Genomic DNA, 19,400 nt, shown 5'->3' on the forward strand with positions numbered 1-19,400 from the left:
CTTATAGCTATGACACCCAACTAAATAATGATAATATTTTAGTTGGGTGTTTTGCTTTTTACCAATTAGCAGTATAAAGAATTGACCAGCGGTTTAAGCTATAACCAACTCAACAGCAACATATAAAAGATGCTACCTTAAATTACTTTAGTAAGATTCATTTAAATAAAATATAATAAAATTTATTATGCATGCATAATAAATTTTATTATATTTGGGAACCAACTAAATGAGTATGAAAGAAGCAACGATAGATTATGCGTTGAGAGCTACTTGGCAAGCGGTAGCAAGAATGTATAATGAAGAAGCAAAGAAGTTTGATTCTACTATGGCAGTTGGCTTTACTTTATTGAGCATAGACCCAAAAACGGGTACTCCTTCTACTTCCCTTGGTCCGAAGATGGGAATGGAAGCGACGAGCCTCTCCAGAATTTTAAAAAGTATGGAGCAAAAAGGTCTCATTTTACGAAAGCCGAACCCTAACGATGGTAGAGGCGTTCTTATTTATTTGACTGAATTTGGGTTGGAAAAAAGAAACGATTCAAAAAACACGGTTCTTAGGTTCAATGAAGTGGTTAAAAGTGAAGTGACAGATGAAAAGCTTGCTAATTTTTTTGAAGTTACCGAAGCCATTAACAAGCTTATTGCAGACAAAAAATTATTTTAATTCAACTTATCAATTAATACAGCATAAAGTACATGAACAAGCACATTAAAAAAGTAGCAGTAATTGGCTCAGGAATAATGGGTAGCGGTATTGCCTGCCATTTTGCAAATATTGGCGTAGAGGTTTTATTGCTAGATATTGTTCCTCGTGAACTAAATGATAAAGAAAAAGCGAAAGGCTTAACATTAGAAGACAAAGTAGTACGTAATAGAATGGTGAACGATTCATTAGCGGCAGCGCTAAAATCAAAACCATCTCCTATTTACCATCAAAAATTTGCTAGTCGCATATCGACTGGAAATTTAGAAGACGATATCGCTAAAGTATCTAAGGTAGATTGGATTATCGAAGTAGTTGTTGAGCGATTGGACATAAAAAAACAGGTCTTTGAAAATTTAGAGAAATACCGTACTCCCGGTACTTTAATTACCTCCAACACTTCCGGTATTCCTATTAAATTTATGTCAGAAGGTAGAAGTGATGACTTTCAAAAACACTTTTGTGGCACTCACTTTTTCAACCCTGCACGTTATTTAAAACTTTTTGAAATTATTCCTGGTCCTAAAACTTCGCATGAAGTATTGGATTTCTTGAATGGGTATGGTGAAAAATTCTTGGGCAAAACATCTGTTGTTGCTAAAGACACCCCTGCATTTATAGGAAATAGAATTGGAATATTCAGTATTCAAAGTCTTTTCCATATGGTAAAGGAAATGGGTATGACCGTGGAGGAAGTAGATAAATTGACCGGTCCTGTAATAGGTAGACCAAAGTCGGCCACTTTTAGAACTGTTGATGTTGTAGGTTTAGATACTCTTGTACATGTTGCTAACGGTATTTATGATAATTGTGCCGATGATGAGCGCCATGAACTGTTTAAACTGCCTGAATTCATCAGTACAATGATGGACAATAAATGGTTAGGAAGCAAAACGGGACAAGGTTTTTATAAAAAATCTAAAGATGATAAAGGTAAAACCGAAATTTTGACCCTTGATTTGGATACGATGGATTATCGTTCTAAAAAGAGTGCAAAATTTGCAACTTTAGAATTGACCAAGACAATAGATAAAGTAGTTGATCGCTTTGCCGTACTTGTTGGCGGAAAGGATAAAGCTGGAGAATTTTACAGAAAAAGTTTCGGACAGTTATTTGCCTATGTATCTCACAGAATCCCTGAAATTACCGATGAGCTTTATAAAATTGATGATGCTATGAAAGCCGGTTTTGGTTGGGAACATGGACCATTTCAAATTTGGGATGCCGTAGGCATTGATAAAGGATTGGAGTTTATTAAAGCAGAAGGTCTTGAAGCCGCTGCTTGGGTTCATGATATGAAAGCCGCGGGAATAAATTCTTTCTACGCAGTTAAAGAAGGGGCTACATATTATTATGATATCCCTAAAAAATCAGTAGAAAAAATACCTGGTCAAGATTCTTTTATCATACTTGACAATATCAGAAAATCTAATGAGGTATTTAAAAACAGCGGTGTTGTTGTTGAAGATTTAGGTGACGGAATATTAAATGTTGAGTTCCAATCCAAAATGAATACCATTGGTGGCGATGTTTTATCTGGCTTGAACAAAGCAATTGATATGGCAGAGAAAGATTTCCAAGGATTGGTTGTGGGTAACCAAGCTGCGAACTTCTCTGTAGGAGCAAACATTGGTATGATCTTCATGATGGCCGTTGAGCAGGAATATGATGAGCTTAATATGGCCATTAAAATGTTTCAAGATACTATGATGCGTATGCGCTACTCTGCGATACCAACAATTTCTGCTCCTCATGGCATGACATTGGGTGGTGGTTGTGAGCTTTCTTTACATGCAGATATGGTAGTTGCAGCCGCTGAAACATATATCGGACTTGTAGAATTTGGTGTTGGGGTAATTCCTGGCGGTGGCGGATCTAAAGAATTTGCCGTTCGCGCACAAGATACCTTCAAAAAGAACGATGTTGAGCTGAATGTTCTTCAAGAGTATTTCTTGACAATAGGTATGGCCAAGGTTTCTACTTCTGCCTATGAAGCTTATGATTTAGGCATATTGCAACATGGTAAAGATATTGTTGTAGTTAATAAAGACAGACAAATTGCAACGGCCAAAGCCTATGCGAAATTGATGGCCGAACAAGGTTATACGCAACCACCGAAACGTTCAGATATTAAAGTTTTAGGGAAACAGGCATTGGGTATGTTCTTAGTAGGAACAGATTCTATGGAGGCCAGCCACTACATTAGTGAGCACGATAAGAAAATTGCAAATAAACTGGCCTATGTAATGGCGGGGGGCGATTTATCCGAACCGACATTGGTAAATGAGCAATACTTGTTAGACCTAGAAAGAGAAGCTTTCCTTTCGCTTTGTACAGAAAGAAAAACTTTAGAACGAATTCAGCATATGTTGAAAACTGGAAAACCGTTACGTAATTAATTTACGCAGCTATATGCCATAAGCTTATAATTAGTGGCAATCTTATTTTAACAACAAATAATGCTAGCAGCAAAAAGCTGACAGCTAAAAGCAAGATTAAAAAATGAAAACAGCATATATAGTTAAAGGTTATAGAACAGCGGTAGGTAAAGCACCTAAAGGGGTCTTTCGCTTTAAACGTACCGATGAATTGGCAGCCGAAACCATCGAGTATATGATGAAAGAATTGCCAAACTTAGATAAAAAACGAATTGACGATGTAATTGTTGGTAATGCGATGCCCGAGGGTTCTCAAGGTTTGAACATGGCACGTTTAATTTCGCTAATGGGATTGGATATCGTTGATGTTCCCGGAGTTACCGTAAATAGATTTTGTTCGTCGGGTATCGAAACAATCGGTATTGCTACTGCCAAAATTCAGTCAGGTATGGCAGATTGTATTATTGCCGGTGGTGCCGAGAGCATGAGTTCAGTACCTATGACAGGTTATAAGACAGAATTGAATTATGATGTAGTCAAGGCGGGCCATGAAGACTATTACTGGGGTATGGGAAATACCGCAGAGGCCGTTGCAAATGAGTACAAAGTTTCTCGAGAAGATCAAGATGAATTTGCCTATAACTCTCATATGAAAGCTCTTCGTGCCCAGGCAGAAGATAGATTTCAAGATCAAATAGTACCAATAGAGGTTGAAGAAACCTATGTTGGAGCTGATGGTAAAAAGGCTACTAAAAAATATACGGTAACCAAAGATGAAGGACCTAGAGCCGGTACTTCAACCGCTATATTGAACAAACTTAGACCGGTTTTTGCCGCAGGTGGTAGTGTTACAGCAGGTAACTCTTCACAAATGAGTGATGGTGCCGCTTTTGTAATGGTAATGAGCGAAGAAATGGTAAAAGAATTGAATCTTGAGCCTATTGCGCGTCTTGTAAATTATGCCGCAGCAGGTGTACCGCCAAGAATAATGGGTATAGGACCTGTAGCTGCTGTGCCAAAAGCACTAAAACAAGCTGGTTTAAAACAAGATGATATAAAGTTGATCGAATTGAACGAAGCTTTTGCTTCTCAATCCTTAGCGGTCATCAGAGAATTGGGCTTGAATCAAGATATAGTTAATGTAAACGGAGGAGCTATAGCATTAGGTCACCCATTAGGTTGTACAGGAGCTAAGTTATCGGTTCAACTTTTTGATGAAATGCGTAAAAGAAATATGCAGGGTCAATATGGTATGGTTACCATGTGTGTAGGAACGGGACAAGGTGCTGCCGGCATATTCGAATTTTTAAAATAACAAACTTATTATTTGGCATCAGGTATTTACTTAATACTTATTACCAAATACTTTATACTAAATACAATTAACAACATGAGTACAGAAACATCGGATAAAGACATTCTTAGAGGAGGACAATTCCTTGTTAAGGAGACCAACTGTGATGATATTTTCACTTTGGAAGATTTGAACGAAGAACAACGAATGATGCGTGAAAGCACCAAAGAATTCGTTGATCGAGAATTATGGGCACACTGGGAACGTTTTGAGAAAAAAGATTACGCATATACCGAAGAAACCATGCGCAAAGCCGGTGAATTAGGTTTATTGAGCGTAGCTGTTCCAGAATCTTACGGTGGTATGGGCATGGGATTTGTTTCTACCATGTTGGTATGTGATTACATTTCTGGTGCAACTGGTTCTTTTAGTACGGCATTTGGTGCTCATACAGGTATTGGTACTATGCCAATAACTTTATATGGCACAGAAGAACAAAAGCAAAAATATGTTCCAAAATTAGCCTCAGGCGAATGGTTTGGTGCTTATTGCCTTACAGAACCAGGTGCAGGGTCTGATGCAAATTCAGGTAAAACTAAAGCTGTTCTTTCCGAAGATGGAAAAACTTACAGCATTACCGGTCAGAAAATGTGGATATCAAACGCTGGTTTCTGTAACTTGTTTATCGTGTTCGCACGTATTGAAGATGACAAGAACATTACTGGGTTTATCGTAGAAAATGACCCCAGCAATGGTATTACCTTAGGTGATGAGGAAAAGAAATTAGGTATTCACTCCTCTTCTACCCGCCAAGTATTTTTTAATGAAACCAAGGTTTCTGTTGAAAATATGCTTTCTACAAGAGGAAATGGCTTTAAAATTGCGATGAATGCGTTGAACGTTGGTCGTATAAAATTAGCTGCAGCTTGTTTAGAAGCTCAAAGAAGAGTAATCAATGAGGCGGTAAATTACGCCAACGAAAGAATTCAGTTCAAAACTCCGATCGTTAATTTTGGAGCTATAAAAGCTAAATTGGCAGATATGACAACCAACGCTTACGTAGGTGAATCTGCTTGCTACCGTGCCGCAAAAAATATTGAAGATAGAATTGCAATACGTGAAAGCGAAGGTAATTCTCACCAAGAAGCTGAACTTAAAGGAGTTGAAGAATACGCAATAGAATGTTCTATTTTAAAGGTAGCGGTTTCGGAAGATGTACAACATACGGCAGATGAAGGTGTCCAAATTTTTGGAGGTATGGGCTTTAGTGCAGATACACCTATGGAATCTGCTTGGAGAGATGCTCGAATTGCACGTATTTATGAAGGTACTAACGAAATCAACAGAATGTTGGCGGTGGGTATGCTTGTTAAGAAAGCAATGAAAGGTCATGTAGATCTTTTAGGACCGGCAACTGCAGTTGGCGAAGAGCTAATGGGTATTCCTTCTTTCGACACTCCTGATTTCTCTGAACTATTTGCTGAGGAAAAAGATATCTTGAAGAGACTTAAAAAGGTATTCTTAATGGTCGCTGGATCTGCAGTACAAAAATTTGGTCCAGAATTGGAAAAGCACCAGCAGTTAATGCTTGCTGCTTCCGATATTCTTATTGAAGTATACATGGCAGAATCTGCTTTGTTACGTACAGAAAAAAATGCAAAACGTTATGGCGAAGAAGCTCAGGCTACTCAAATTGCCATGTCTAAGTTATATTTGTACAATGCTACCGAAACTATCATTAAGAAAGGTAAAGAAGCTATAGTTTCTTTCGCCGAAGGTGATGAGCAAAGAATGATGTTAATGGGACTTAAACGTTTTACGAAATATACAAATTACCCAAATGTAGTTGCACTACGTACGCAAATTGCGGATAAAGTAGCTGCAGATAACGGGTACACCTTTGACTAATTCAGATTACTTTTGTTGTTTGGTAACTTGAATGTTAAACCGCCCCATTGGGGCGGTTTTTTTGTTTGGTAAACATTCTTATTGCGACTACTTTTAGACCATGCATAAAAAATTACTTGAACAAGTTTACAATACCTCGAATTTTAATGCCAATGGTCACGAACTTATTGACCAGTTGACCAGTCATTTAGAGGATAAGTTGAATGGAAATTCACGTAATACCATTCAATGGAACAATCCTGCGAATGAATTACAATTTTGGAAAGATTTTCTTGAAAATGGTGATAGCAAAAATTTGTTTCAAGAAATAAACCAGCGTACCACTCATATACATCACCCCAATTACCTTGGTCATCAAGTGAGTCCGCCAGCGCCTATTACTGCACTAACAAGTTTATTGAGCTCCCTTTTAAACAATGGAACCGCAGTCTATGAAATGGGTATGTCATCCAATGCCATTGAACGCATAATTGTAGAATTAATATGTGATAAAATTGGATTTAATGATAATGCCGGTGGGTTTTTAACCTCAGGTGGTACTCTGGCAAATCTTACCGCATTATTAAGCGCAAGAAAAGCTGTCTCAAAAAAGAACGTGTGGAGAGATGGAAGTCAAAACCAGTTAGGAATTATGGTTAGTGAAGAAGCCCATTACTGTGTAGATCGTGCTGCCAGAATAATGGGATTGGGCGATCAAGGCATTATAAAAGTTCCTGTCACCAATGAATACAATATAAATACCGATTTATTGGACTCGAAGTTAAAAGAAGCTCAACAAAAGGGAATTGAGGTTTTTGCCATAATTGGTAGCGCACCGTCAACAGCCACCGGTATTTTTGATGATCTTGAATACATTGCTAAATTCGCCAAAGAACATAATATTTGGTTCCACGTTGATGGTGCCCATGGCGGTGCCGGTATTTTCTCTAAAAAATACAGACATACCTTAAACGGCATTCAACATGCCGATTCAGTAGTTATTGACGGTCATAAAATGATGATGATGCCTGCATTGACCACTGCCCTACTCTTTAAGGATGAAAACAATGCCAAGGCTACGTTCAGTCAAAAAGCAGATTACTTGTTGAGCGATTCGGAACATGAAGATTGGTACAATTCTGGCAAACGGACTTTTGAATGCACCAAAAACATGATGGCAATACATTGGTTTACACTACTAAAATTATATGGTGAAGAAGTTTTTGATGCCAATGTTACACTACTTTACGATTTAGGGTCTTTGTTCGCAGATATTATTGAAGTTGAACCTAATTTTGAATTGGCGTTACGCCCTATGTCCAATATTGTATGCTTTAGGTATGTTCTACCTAACTTAAATATTGATGAGCAGAATGGAGTAAACATAAAAATTCGCCAGCAACTTTTAGAAGATGGCGAATTTTATATTGTACAAACGAAATTAAAAAATGTTCATTTCTTGCGCATAACCGTCATGAATCCGTTTACAACAGAAGAACATTTTAAAGCCTTAATCAGTAAAATAAAGGCTTTAGCTTTACATTGATTATTCTCTCAACGATTCTAACATTTTGTCTTCGCTTTCTTTCTTTGAGAAATTAATAGCACACTCTATTAAAGCTAAATGGGAATAAGCTTGAGGGAAGTTACCCAATAACCTTTTTGTCTTAAAATCAATATCTTCACTGAACAGACCTAAATGATTACTGTAACCTAATAACCTCTCAAAATATTCCAGTGCTTTTTTCTCTTCTCCTATTTTAAATAGGCTATTGATGTACCAGAATGTACATACGGTAAACGAGGAAGAAGGTAAACCAAAGTCATCCTCATTTTTATATCTATAAAGCAATCCGTCATTACTTAATTCCTTACCAATGGCATTAACGGTCTTTATATATCTTTCATCTTTGGCTTCAACACAACCATAAGACTCCATCAATAAAACGGAAGCATCCAAGTCTTTAGAACCGTACGATTGGGTATATGCACCAACTTCTTCGTTCCAAGCGTTATCATAGATATCTTGCCAAATCTCTGCTCTTATTGGTTCCCATTTATCTATTTTATGTTGCTTTCCTAACATTTCGGCTACTTTGATCGCTCGGTCCAATGCCGTCCAACAAAGTACTTTTGAAAATGTAAAGTGCCTGTCTTCTGTACGGAATTCCCAAATACCCTTATCGGCATCCTTCCAATTATTACTTACAATCCAAACGATACCTTTTGTAATGGCCCATAAATCTTCTCCATTTTCAATATCAACACTGAACTTTACCATTTGTTCATAAATCACATCCATCAGAATACCATAAATGTCATTTTGCTTTTGGTGATAAGCCGCATTACCTATACGAACCGGCTTTGAACCTTTATAACCAGCCAAATGCTCTAGGGTTTCTTCGGTCAGTTTTTTCTCTTTATTGATACCGTACATGATCTGTAGTTTCTCTGCCTTATCGGGTATCAGGTCTATAATGAACTGTAAATATCTTCTTGCAACATTCTTATGCCCCAATTCTGATACCACCTTTATAACCATAGAAGCATCTCTGATCCAACAGAAACGATAATCCCAATTACGAACTTCTCCAATGGTTTCTGGTAAAGAAGTTGTAGCTGCAGCTAAAACGGCACCGGTCTTATCATAGCTCAATAGCTTTAAGGTCAAAGCACTTCTAGATATTTCATCGTTAAACTTCTTATAGGTTGGGGTTAAGTCGGTCCAGTTCAACCAATATACCTTAGTATTCTGAAGATCTACATAAGCTCTCTGAGTGGTTGGCAGCAACAACTTTTCATTGTAGCCCATAAGCATGAATTCATCTTGTACCAGCTCCAATTCAACACTATTGACAATAGTTTCTTTATCAAAAGAAGTATATAAGAATACTGTATCGAACTTAACATCGTAGGTTAAACTGGCTATGAAATCTTTTTTGATGTAGGTTTCGGTCTTACCCATTGCATACTCCAGTCTTGGATCATACAAAACCGAAAAACTTGGTTTACCGGATATATGTTTAAAAAATCTGATCAATTCTGGCGGAGCATGATGACTACCATCCAATTTTCGATATCTAGGCATGAAATCATGAATTTCAAAATGGTCGTCACCAGATTTAAACGAGGTAATTAAAATATTGGTGTACCTCTCATAACTTTGGGTAATCTCATAGCTGTCATTCACCTTTATTTCAAAACTTCCTCCTATATTTTCATCCAATAACTTGGCAAATACAGACGGACTATCAAATTCTGGCAAACAGCACCAATCTATACTTCCTGTCTTTGAAATTAATGCTGCACTTCTGCAATTTCCTATTATTCCGTAGTCTAAATTATCCATTCAATAAAATTCTTGATTCATTTGAGGTTTCAATTGGTATTGCCCTCCTTTTTCCCGAAATTTAGAGAAATAATTATCAAGAAGAAGCAAAAAATCCTCTTTTATGGCGAAAACTATCATTATCTCAAATAGACTACCTGTACAATTACAAATTAGCAATGGCGACATTTCTGCGATACCAAGTGTAGGTGGACTGGCTACCGGAATGAAATCTGTTCACTCTGGAGGTGATAGCTTATGGATTGGTTGGAGCGGATTGACAGATGAGGAAATACCCGAAGAACTAATTCCAAAAATAGATAGTGCCTTAGCGGAACACGGTTCATCTAAGGTTAATTTAACAGAGAAAGAAGTAGATGGTTTTTATTACGGATTTAGTAATAGAACCGTATGGCCATTGTTTCATTACTTTTTAGAGTATTCTGAATTTGAATTGGATAGCTGGGAAATTTATAAAGCAGTAAATCAAAAATTTGCCGATGCCATTCTTGCTAAGGCAGATAATGAAGATACTATTTGGATCCATGACTATCAATTAATGTTAGTACCCCAAATGGTAAGAGCTGAAAGACCTGATATTTCCATTGGGTTCTTTTTGCATATTCCTTTCCCATCGTACGAGATTTTTAGAACCTTACCTTGGAGGCGTGAAGTATTACAAGGACTGCTGGGCTCAGATTTAATCGGTTTTCATACATACGACTACGAACGTCACTTTTTAAGCTCTGTAAGAAGGCTATTGGGCTTAGAGGTTAGCTTTAACGATATCTATTTAGACGATAGAGTGATAAAAGTGGATTCCTTTCCTATGGGAATTGACTATAAGAAATTTAGCGACGCGGCAAAAGAACACTCTCAACGTACCGAGGATGAAAAATCCGAATTACAAAAAAGACTGGACACGCATAAAAAATCTGCACCAGATGCCAAGTTTTTCCTTTCGATAGACCGTTTAGATTATACCAAGGGTATTGCCAAACGTTTGAATGCGTTTGAATATTTTTTGAAGAAATATCCGCAGTACAAAGAAAAGGTTAGACTTATAATTCTTGCAGTTCCGTCTAGATCTAACGTACCACAATATCAATTGTTGAAACGTGAAGTAGACGAATTGGTAGGACGTATTAACGGAGAACTGTCTACCGTAAGCTGGACCCCGATATGGTATTTCTACAGATCAATGCCTTTTGAGAACCTTATCGACCTTTATACCTCTTCTGACATTGCCTGGTTGACACCTATTAGAGATGGTATGAATTTGGTAGCCAAGGAATATATAGCTACAAGAACAGATAAAACCGGGGTACTAATACTTAGTGAAATGGCAGGTTCTGCAAATGAAATGAATGAATCATTGCTGATCAACCCCAATAATTTTGAGCAAATAGCCGATTCTCTTTTTGAAGCCATCAATATGCCAGAAGAGGAACAAATCTCTAGAAATACCTTGTTACAGAAGAGATTGGAACGCTACAATGTAGAAAAATGGGCCAATGACTTCATGAACTCGCTTGTCAACCAAAAAGAGAAAGATCAAACGTATAGATCTAGAAGATTATCGGTAGATATTATGAATACGGTGATGAATAGTTATACCAACGCGAAACGACGATTGGTATTTTTAGATTACGACGGTACTTTGGCAGGCTTTCATAACGACCCACAAAAAGCATCACCAGATGAAGAACTATATAATTTATTGGACGAGATATCTTCTCAGCCCAATACCGATATGTATTTAATAAGTGGAAGGGACAAGGAGACATTTACAAAATGGTTCTTACCCAAAAAATACAATATGATCGTTGAGCATGGGGTTTGGATCTCACAGGGCGGTGAGGAGTTTAGAATGCTAGAAACGGTTAAAAAAGATTGGATGGAGAAAATATTACCGGTTCTTGAGTCATTTGTAGATCGAACGCCCGGTAGTTTTATTGAGGAAAAGAATTACTCTTTAGCATGGCATTATAGAAATACCGATCCAGATTTTGGCCAAAAACGTTCTGTAGAATTAAATACGGTGTTGACCAGTTTGATCGCTAACGATGACCTTAGTGTATTAAACGGAAATAAGGTGATGGAAATTAAGAGCAGCAATGTAAACAAGGGTAGAGCCTCTATGCGTGTATATACAGAGCATGAATACGATTTTGTTTTCGCTATCGGTGATGATTGGACAGATGAATTTATGTTTCAAGAGTTACCGGAAGAATCCATTACCGTTAAAGTGGGTCGCCAAAAAACACAAGCAAGATATTTTGTGGACAATACAAAGAATGTTCGTGATATTTTGAAACGTTTTGCCGACAAAAGATAGATCAATCAGCCAGATTCTAAATATTTGGTTTAGAATCTGGTTAAATCTCATCATCTATTGAAGCAAAAACTGCACATTCTCCCTATCATTATTCTTTCCCAGTTTGCCTGTACCTCTACTTGGTTTGCAGGTAATGCCATTATAGAATCATTGACCAAAAAGCTAGATTTTGGTGGCGAAATCGTTAGTTATGTCTTATCATCTGTACAGTTCGGTTTCATAATAGGCACATTGATTTTTGGCATTCTTATGATTGCCGATAGGTTTTCCCCTTCAAAAGTATTTATGGTGTGCGCTTGCTTTGCGGCTATATTCAATTTATTGCTAATTATTCCGCAATTAAATGTCACGGGTTTATTAATGGCTAGATTCGGCACGGGTTTTTTTCTTGCGGGAATATATCCGGTAGGTATGAAAATTGCTGCAGATTATTATGAAAAGGGACTGGGCAAAGCATTGGGATTTTTAGTTGGCGCCTTGGTTTTGGGCACCGCTTTTCCGTTTCTTATTAAGGATACTACTTGGGCCAGTCATCCAGATAGTGTTATAAAACTTACCTCCGGTATTACGGTGTTGGGAGGTTTTCTTTTATTTTTTCTCATCCCAAACGGTCCTTACAGAGTGGCAAGTACATCATTACAATTAAATGCCGGACCGAGACTCTTCAAAAATTATTATTTTAAAAAAGCTGCATTTGGGTATTTTGGACACATGTGGGAACTATATGCCTTTTGGGCGTTTACCCCAATTGCCATACAGTGGTTTGCCCTGAAATCCGGCAACGATATTTCGGTATTTTTATGGACGGGAATCGTTATTGCCTTAGGCGGATTATCTTGTGCCTACGGCGGTATTCTTTCCCAACGTGCAGGTAGTAAAAAAGTAGCTTTGGTGGCTTTGATAGCATCGGGATTCTTTTGTTTTATTTCTCCATTACTGTTTTCCTTACCCGTATACTTTTTTTTGGCGGGATGGTGCTTATGGGGAATAGCAGTTACTGCAGATTCGCCTCAGTTCTCCAATTTGGTAGCATCGGCAGTATCACCTGAGTTAAAAGGAACTGCTTTGACCCTGGTAAATTGTATTGGGTATGCAATAACCATTTTAAGTATACAGCTTCTAGGATCACTTCAAGCGATCATTCCTATTGATCAACTGTTCATTACCTTAGGTATTGGACCGTTAATTGGAGTATATTATTTAATTCAGAAGAAAGTCTAATAATCGAACAGCCCTATGAAAATACCTATTCAAAATATATTTTGCTACAGCATACATATATACTTTTCAAAATGAAATTATTATCAGCCCTATATTTTACTTAATTTTAGAATCCGATTACCCAAACAAACTTTACTCATCAAAAAATTAAAATGAAAAAACTTTTACTCTTCTCCTTTCTAACTTCATTCATTACGATATCTGCACAGACCGATCAACGTATTTATGATATTATAGATGCCGTTTCAGCCGAACGTATTGAAAAGGATGTTACCAAGCTTGCCAATTTTGGCACTAGACATACATTAAGCGATACCGTTTCTACCACAAGAGGTATTGGAGCTGCACGTAGATGGATTAAAAGAGAGTTCGAAAAAACATCATCCGAATGCAACGATTGTTTAAATGTGTTCTTTCAAAAAGATTTAGTAAAAAAAGGTGCTAATAAACGTATCGTAAAAGATGTAGAAGTAGTAAATGTACTTGCTATTCAAAAAGGAACAAAATATCCTAATCGCTATATTATTATGAGCGGTGATATAGATTCTCGTGTTAGTGACCCAACTAATTTTACAGATGATTCCCCTGGTGCAAATGATAATGCCAGTGGCATGGCAGGTACCTTGGAAGCTGCTCGAGTACTTTCTAAGTATCAATTTGAGAATAGTATTATTTATATGGGACTTTCTGGTGAGGAACAGGGTCTTTTTGGCGGTGGTGGTATTGCACAATATGCCATAGATCAAGGTTGGGAAATCATTGGTATTTTCAATAATGATATGATCGGAAATATTAAAGGTGTAGATGGCACCATAAGCAACGTAGATTTTAGGATTTTTTCTGAACCTGTACCCCCAACTGAAACCGAAGAGCAACGTAGAGCCCGAAGATTTTACGGTGGTGAGGTGGATGGTGTTTCTAGACAATTGGCACGCTATGTTCATAAAAACGTAAAGCAGTATATGCCAGAAATGAACCCCATGATGATCTATCGTTTAGATCGTTTTGGTCGTGGTGGTCATCATAGACCTTTTAATGATGCAGGTTTTCCGGGAATTCGTATCATGGAAGCTCATGAAAACTATACGCAACAACATCAAGATATTCGTGTGGAAGATGGTATTGCCTATGGCGATGTGTTAGAGCATGTAAATTTCAAATATGCCGCTAAATTAACGGCAGTTAACGCTATTAATCTTGCCTCAATAGCCTGGGCGCCACCAGCTCCTGAAACGGTTAAAATTGGCGGTATTGTTGAACCTGCCGCCAAATTTCAATGGAGCAAGGTAGATGGCGCAAAAGGTTATAAAATATATTGGAGAGATACCACCTCCCCTACTTGGGACCATAGTAGATATGTAGGCGATATGAACGAGTTTGTTCTGGACGGCATTGTTATTGATAATTACTTCTTTGGAGTCTCGGCTGTTGGTGAAGACGGATTTGAGAGCCCAGTTGTTTTTCCAAATGGAATATTTAGATAAGACCAAATTACGTTGTACATGAACAAATTTATAGTTGCACTGGCTCTAGGGCTATGTTCTTTTTCGCAAGCCCAAACATTTACAAGACAAGATACCTTAAGGGGCAGTATTACCCCAGAACGTGAATGGTGGGATTTAAATTATTACCATTTAAATATTGCCGTTGACCCAGATAATAAATTTATAAGCGGCAGTAATACCATTCGCTATAAAGTTTTGGAATCTCATCAAGTTTTACAGGTCGATTTACAGCCACCTTTAACCATTGAAAAGGTCACTCAAGACGGAAAAGAACTTGAAGTAAAACACGCCGTTAACGCACATTTTGTTCAGTTGAGCAAACCCCAGATCAAAGGTGAGTTCAATGAAGTCATCGTTACGTATTCCGGTCACCCAAAAGAGGCGGTAAATGCCCCATGGGATGGCGGATTCTCGTGGAAGAAGGATAACAACGGTAAGGATTTCGTAGCTACCTCTTGCCAAGGCTTAGGTGCCAGTGTTTGGTGGCCCAATAAAGATCATATGTATGATGAAGTTGACAGTATGCTGATCAGTGTAAAGGCCCCAAAGGGACTTATGAACATATCTAACGGTAGATTAAGGAGTGTAAATAAAGTCAGTAATACATATAATTGGTTCGTTTCTAACCCAATCAACAATTACGGAGTCAATGTCAATATTGGAGATTATGTTCATTTTGATGAAGTATACCAAGGTGAAAAAGGAGCACTTGACATGGATTATTACGTTTTAAAAGACAATTTGGAGAAAGCCAAAGTCCATTTTAAAGATGCACCCAAAATGATGCAAGCCTTTGAACATTGGTTTGGTCCATACCCTTTTTATGAAGATTCCTTTAAGCTAGTTGAAGTTCCTTATTTGGGCATGGAACATCAGAGCTCGGTTACTTACGGAAATCAGTATTTAAAAGGATATTTAGGCAGGGACTTGTCCCAATCTGGTTGGGGATTGAAGTTTGATTTCATCATCATCCATGAAGCGGGACATGAATGGTTTGCAAACAATATTACCTATAAAGATGCTGCAGATATGTGGGTGCATGAAGGGTTTACCTGTTACTCAGAAAGTTTGTTTTTAGACTACCATTATGGCACAGAAGCAGCAAATGCTTATGTACAGGGTATTCGTAAAAATATACGCAATGATAAACCTATCATCGGTATTTACGATGTAAATCATGAAGGTAGTGGTGATATGTACTATAAGGGATCAAATATTCTACATACACTACGTCAAATAGTCAATGATGATGAAAAGTGGAGAGCCATTTTACGCGGACTCAATTCAGAATTCTACCATAAAACAGTGACCACGGCACAGATTGAAAATTATATTTCATCAAAAATGAAACTGGATCTCAGCCCATTTTTTGACCAGTATTTGCGCACCATTAAAATTCCGGTATTTGAGTATTCAATTGATGGTAAAAAATTATCCTATCGTTTCAACAATACGGTTAAAGATTTTACAATTCCAATACGGGTTTTTATAGATGATGAACCAGTTTGGTTAAATCCATCAACATCATGGCAGAGTAAAAAGATAAAAGGCAACTTAGAATCTTTGCATGTTGATCCAAATTTCTATGTTGACACAAAAAACTGATTCAACATTACTAAAGAAATAAATTTTAAGGTTCACCAAAATGTATTTAGGGTCAATATAGGTACCCAACAACACCTAATTTTGCTCAGCACCTATAACCCTACATGAAGAACACCTTAGCCAGATACAAAAACAGCGCTTTTAGAAGCTTTATTAGAAGGCATTCTAAATATGCCCCTATTTTATTCTTTATAGGCGGATTCATATTCGACACCTTTACGCTAGGACGTATTGACCGTCTTTATGATCTCACGGTGCTCTGCTTACACATGACGTCACTATCCATTACATTATATCTTTACAACCTAGTGGATGATGGCAAATGGAAAGGAACTTTTTTAGAACGCTACGAAGAATATTTACCATTAGCGATTCAGTTTTTTTTCGGAGGATTATCCAGTGCGTATGTCATATATTTTTCAAGAAGTGTTTCATTGTCCAAAACAGCATCTTTCTTCATAATACTTGTACTACTGCTTATAGCCAATGAATTTCTAAAAAAGCGAATTTCCAATAAATACCTGCAGTTTGGGGTGTATTACTTTATAAGCTTTACTTTTTTTACGTTCATGATACCGGTGTTTATCAAAGAGTTGAACACCACTATTTTTTTGATTTCGGGTGCCGCAAGTTTAGTGAGCACTTTGGTATTACTTACTTTTATTTATGGTAAAAGTCCCAGCACGCGAAAAGAAATCAAGCTTTGGAAAATGATTACCATTATCATATCTATTTACGGTATAATCAACCTCTTCTATTTTTTAAGATTGATTCCTCCCGTTCCCTTAGCTTTGGATAAAGGCATTGTTGCCCATAATATTGTTCAGAAAAACGGCAAATATGAGGTTACCTATGAATCGGAAGAATCGCATATTTTTTGGAGAAAACACAAGTTAGATTTTAGTTACACTCCCGAACAAAGAGTCTATATTTTCTCTTCGATTTTTGCCCCTACAGATTTAAAAAAATCCATTTTTCATAGATGGAGAAAATATAATGAACAAACCAAAGCTTGGGAAACTGTAGATGATATAGGCTATGACATTACCGGCGGTAGAGATGGTGGTTTTAGAGGCTATACCTATAAAGATAATGTAATGCCAGGTGAATGGGAGGTACAGGTGCTGACCGAAGAAGAACAGGTATTAGGCGTAATTGGTTTCGATATTGTTTTAAATACAGGTCAAAAACCATTAAAGCTTAAGACTTCAAAATTTTAATTATTTGTTTATCAACAAGATAAACTCAAACCATAACCTTTCTATAATAAATTATTTTTCTGCTTTTTGTATCTATACTAAGACTATCTTCGTGCAACCTTATATAAAATAGTGTCGATATACCAAAAAGTCCGAGCGGTAGACCGTGTGTTCTATCAACTGGAAAAGGAGTTGGGCTCCTTTCAAAACTCCACTGGTCTTGGTTGTGTTGCCAATTGTGGAAACTGCTGTTTAAAACCTGACATTAACGCTACTGCGTTAGAATTTTTACCCCTCGCCTACCATCTATTAAAAGATGGAAAAGCCGAAGAATGGTTGCAACTCTTACAAAGCAATACTTCAACTACACTTTGCCCCGTACTTAATACGGTAATTGCACCCGGAGCAAAAGGTTTTTGCTCGGAGTATGCACACCGCGGACTCATTTGTAGATTGTTCGGTTTCTCTGCTATGTTGCATAAAAACAATACGCCGACTCTAGTAACCTGTAAACCAATTAAGGAACAAAAACCACAAGCTGTAGCCGCAGCAGAAATTCATATTGCATCAAAGAACAATTATCCGCTAATCAGTAATTATTATATGCAGTTACGTTCAATTGATGAGTCTTTGGGTGCCGAACTGTTTCCTATTAGAATAGCTATTGCAAAAGCACTAGAAGTGGTTCTAGGCTACTATGCCTACCGAAGATCGCCAAGGTTAAAGAAAGTAGCATAGTATTATATACCTTGTACCTGAATTAAAAATGTATCTTTATTGTAGCTACTATTTAAATGTTAGAGCTTATTAAAAAGATAGTTTGAAGGTATACGGTATTAGCGGATTAGGTGCAGACAAAAGGGTTTTCAATTACTTAAATCTAGACCTAGAACTTATTTCTATAGACTGGATTTCCCCTTATCCCAATGAATCAATTAAAGATTATTCCAAAAGGCTTAGCACAGCTATAGATAACAACGAAGAATTTTGTTTAATAGGTGTAAGTTTTGGCGGGTTAATAGCAACGGAAATAAGCCAATTATTAAAACCAAAAAAAATCATACTCATATCTTCCGTACATACTGAACAGGAAATAAGACCAATTTATAAGTGGATTGGTAGATTAAATTGTATAAAATTTATTCCTACCTTTTTATTTAAACCCCCTCACATTTTAGCTAATTATTTAATGGGAGCTAAAAATACTAAACTATTAACGGAAATTTTAAATGATACTGACTTAAGTTTTGTGAAATGGGCATTACATGAATTCATAACATGGAAAAACATCAATCGTAACAATACTATAGTTAAAATAAATGGAACTAGTGACAAATTAATTCCCCCACGAGGAAATACTAAAATGCACTTAATTCAAGGTGGAGAACATTTTATGATTGTTGACAGGGCACATGAAATCAGTGAAATGATTAATTTAGAATTACGATAAATTTTGAATAATTAAAAATGAACCCAGAAGATTTTAAATCAAATATAGAAACGGAACTAAAAAAGGAAACCCCAAACTGGGACAATCTTTTAAAAATGACCTTAGCGCATTTTGATTGCTCTACGGGCACCTTACACTTATTAGATACCAATTCACTTTTACAATTAAAAACCCAAGTAGGTATTCCTGAATTTCTTATTCCTAAACTAGCTACTATACCCATAGGTAAAGGTATGGCCGGCATTGCTGCAGAGAGAAAAAAACCTGTTGAAATGTGTAACCTTCAAACAGATGATTCTGGTGTTGCCAGACCGTCAGCAAAAGATACCAAAGTAGAAGGATCGCTGGCCGCCCCGTTAATGCATAACGACAAGCTGTACGGAACTATTGGCATCGCTAAGCCAGTACCTTATGATTTTACAGAATCTGAAACCAATTTACTCATGGAAATTGGAACATTAATTAGCAAGAAATTAAGTTAACATAACC

General features: G+C 37.1%; 14 protein-coding genes. 13 read left to right on the forward strand and 1 reads right to left on the reverse strand.

Annotated features, from left to right (window positions below):
- Positions 1 to 235: 235 nt before the first annotated feature.
- From DCS95_RS03085 to DCS95_RS03105, 5 genes are all read left to right on the forward strand, one after another.
- Positions 236 to 667, forward strand: coding sequence for a MarR family winged helix-turn-helix transcriptional regulator (locus DCS95_RS03085; protein WP_116769359.1), 432 nt, complete (start codon positions 236 to 238; stop codon positions 665 to 667).
- 32 nt (positions 668 to 699) lie between these two features.
- Complete coding sequence (locus DCS95_RS03090) at positions 700 to 3,105, forward strand: 3-hydroxyacyl-CoA dehydrogenase/enoyl-CoA hydratase family protein (RefSeq protein WP_116769360.1); 2,406 nt, start codon at positions 700 to 702, stop codon at positions 3,103 to 3,105.
- A 103-nt stretch (positions 3,106 to 3,208) separates the two neighbouring features.
- On the forward strand, positions 3,209 to 4,399 hold the full coding sequence (locus tag DCS95_RS03095) for an acetyl-CoA C-acyltransferase (protein ID WP_116769361.1): 1,191 nt from the start codon (positions 3,209 to 3,211) through the stop codon (positions 4,397 to 4,399).
- Between the two features lie 75 nt (positions 4,400 to 4,474).
- Positions 4,475 to 6,286: an acyl-CoA dehydrogenase family protein gene (locus tag DCS95_RS03100; protein ID WP_116769362.1), complete on the forward strand. Its 1,812-nt coding sequence runs from the start codon at positions 4,475 to 4,477 to the stop codon at positions 6,284 to 6,286.
- A 100-nt stretch (positions 6,287 to 6,386) separates the two neighbouring features.
- A complete protein-coding gene (locus tag DCS95_RS03105; RefSeq protein WP_116769363.1) occupies positions 6,387 to 7,811 on the forward strand; it encodes a pyridoxal phosphate-dependent decarboxylase family protein in 1,425 nt (474 codons plus the stop codon).
- Here DCS95_RS03105 and DCS95_RS03110 read toward each other — a convergent pair whose 3' ends face one another.
- The gene (locus tag DCS95_RS03110; protein ID WP_116769364.1) at positions 7,812 to 9,614 is read right to left on the reverse strand and encodes a glycoside hydrolase family 15 protein; all 1,803 of its coding nucleotides are present in this window, start codon (positions 9,612 to 9,614) and stop codon (positions 7,812 to 7,814) included.
- Positions 9,615 to 9,717: 103 nt separating this feature from the next.
- On the opposite strand from DCS95_RS03110, the gene DCS95_RS03115 reads away from it, so the two are divergent.
- From DCS95_RS03115 to DCS95_RS03150, 8 genes are all read left to right on the forward strand, one after another.
- Positions 9,718 to 11,931 (forward strand): bifunctional alpha,alpha-trehalose-phosphate synthase (UDP-forming)/trehalose-phosphatase, encoded by a 2,214-nt coding sequence (locus tag DCS95_RS03115; protein ID WP_116769365.1) that lies wholly within the window; start codon positions 9,718 to 9,720, stop codon positions 11,929 to 11,931.
- Between the two features lie 57 nt (positions 11,932 to 11,988).
- Complete coding sequence (locus DCS95_RS03120) at positions 11,989 to 13,152, forward strand: MFS transporter (RefSeq protein ID WP_116769366.1); 1,164 nt, start codon at positions 11,989 to 11,991, stop codon at positions 13,150 to 13,152.
- 152 nt (positions 13,153 to 13,304) lie between these two features.
- The gene (locus DCS95_RS03125; RefSeq protein ID WP_116769367.1) at positions 13,305 to 14,636 is read left to right on the forward strand and encodes a M28 family peptidase; all 1,332 of its coding nucleotides are present in this window, start codon (positions 13,305 to 13,307) and stop codon (positions 14,634 to 14,636) included.
- A gap of 18 nt (positions 14,637 to 14,654) precedes the next feature.
- Positions 14,655 to 16,262, forward strand: a complete 1,608-nt coding sequence (locus tag DCS95_RS03130) for a M1 family metallopeptidase (RefSeq protein WP_116769368.1) — start codon at positions 14,655 to 14,657, stop codon at positions 16,260 to 16,262.
- A 104-nt stretch (positions 16,263 to 16,366) separates the two neighbouring features.
- Complete coding sequence (locus tag DCS95_RS03135) at positions 16,367 to 17,482, forward strand: DUF2914 domain-containing protein (protein ID WP_116769369.1); 1,116 nt, start codon at positions 16,367 to 16,369, stop codon at positions 17,480 to 17,482.
- Between the two features lie 111 nt (positions 17,483 to 17,593).
- The gene (locus DCS95_RS03140) at positions 17,594 to 18,199 is read left to right on the forward strand and encodes a YkgJ family cysteine cluster protein (protein ID WP_164674103.1); all 606 of its coding nucleotides are present in this window, start codon (positions 17,594 to 17,596) and stop codon (positions 18,197 to 18,199) included.
- Between the two features lie 82 nt (positions 18,200 to 18,281).
- Positions 18,282 to 18,911, forward strand: coding sequence for an alpha/beta hydrolase (locus DCS95_RS03145; protein ID WP_116769371.1), 630 nt, complete (start codon positions 18,282 to 18,284; stop codon positions 18,909 to 18,911).
- Between the two features lie 17 nt (positions 18,912 to 18,928).
- On the forward strand, positions 18,929 to 19,393 hold the full coding sequence (locus DCS95_RS03150) for a GAF domain-containing protein (protein WP_116769372.1): 465 nt from the start codon (positions 18,929 to 18,931) through the stop codon (positions 19,391 to 19,393).
- The last annotated feature ends 7 nt before the right edge of the window (positions 19,394 to 19,400 follow it).

The organism is Maribacter litoralis (assembly GCF_003075045.1).
GTDB classification, from domain to species: domain Bacteria; phylum Bacteroidota; class Bacteroidia; order Flavobacteriales; family Flavobacteriaceae; genus Maribacter; species Maribacter litoralis.

Coding starts and splice junctions, on each gene's coding strand:
- DCS95_RS03085 (WP_116769359.1), top strand. CDS start 236: ATGAAAGAAGCAACGATAGATTATGCGTTGAGAGCTACTTGGCAAGCG.
- DCS95_RS03090 (WP_116769360.1), top strand. CDS start 700: ATGAACAAGCACATTAAAAAAGTAGCAGTAATTGGCTCAGGAATAATG.
- DCS95_RS03095 (WP_116769361.1), top strand. CDS start 3,209: ATGAAAACAGCATATATAGTTAAAGGTTATAGAACAGCGGTAGGTAAA.
- DCS95_RS03100 (WP_116769362.1), top strand. CDS start 4,475: ATGAGTACAGAAACATCGGATAAAGACATTCTTAGAGGAGGACAATTC.
- DCS95_RS03105 (WP_116769363.1), top strand. CDS start 6,387: ATGCATAAAAAATTACTTGAACAAGTTTACAATACCTCGAATTTTAAT.
- DCS95_RS03110 (WP_116769364.1), bottom strand. CDS start 9,614: ATGGATAATTTAGACTACGGAATAATAGGAAATTGCAGAAGTGCAGCA.
- DCS95_RS03115 (WP_116769365.1), top strand. CDS start 9,718: ATGGCGAAAACTATCATTATCTCAAATAGACTACCTGTACAATTACAA.
- DCS95_RS03125 (WP_116769367.1), top strand. CDS start 13,305: ATGAAAAAACTTTTACTCTTCTCCTTTCTAACTTCATTCATTACGATA.
- DCS95_RS03130 (WP_116769368.1), top strand. CDS start 14,655: ATGAACAAATTTATAGTTGCACTGGCTCTAGGGCTATGTTCTTTTTCG.
- DCS95_RS03135 (WP_116769369.1), top strand. CDS start 16,367: ATGAAGAACACCTTAGCCAGATACAAAAACAGCGCTTTTAGAAGCTTT.
- DCS95_RS03150 (WP_116769372.1), top strand. CDS start 18,929: ATGAACCCAGAAGATTTTAAATCAAATATAGAAACGGAACTAAAAAAG.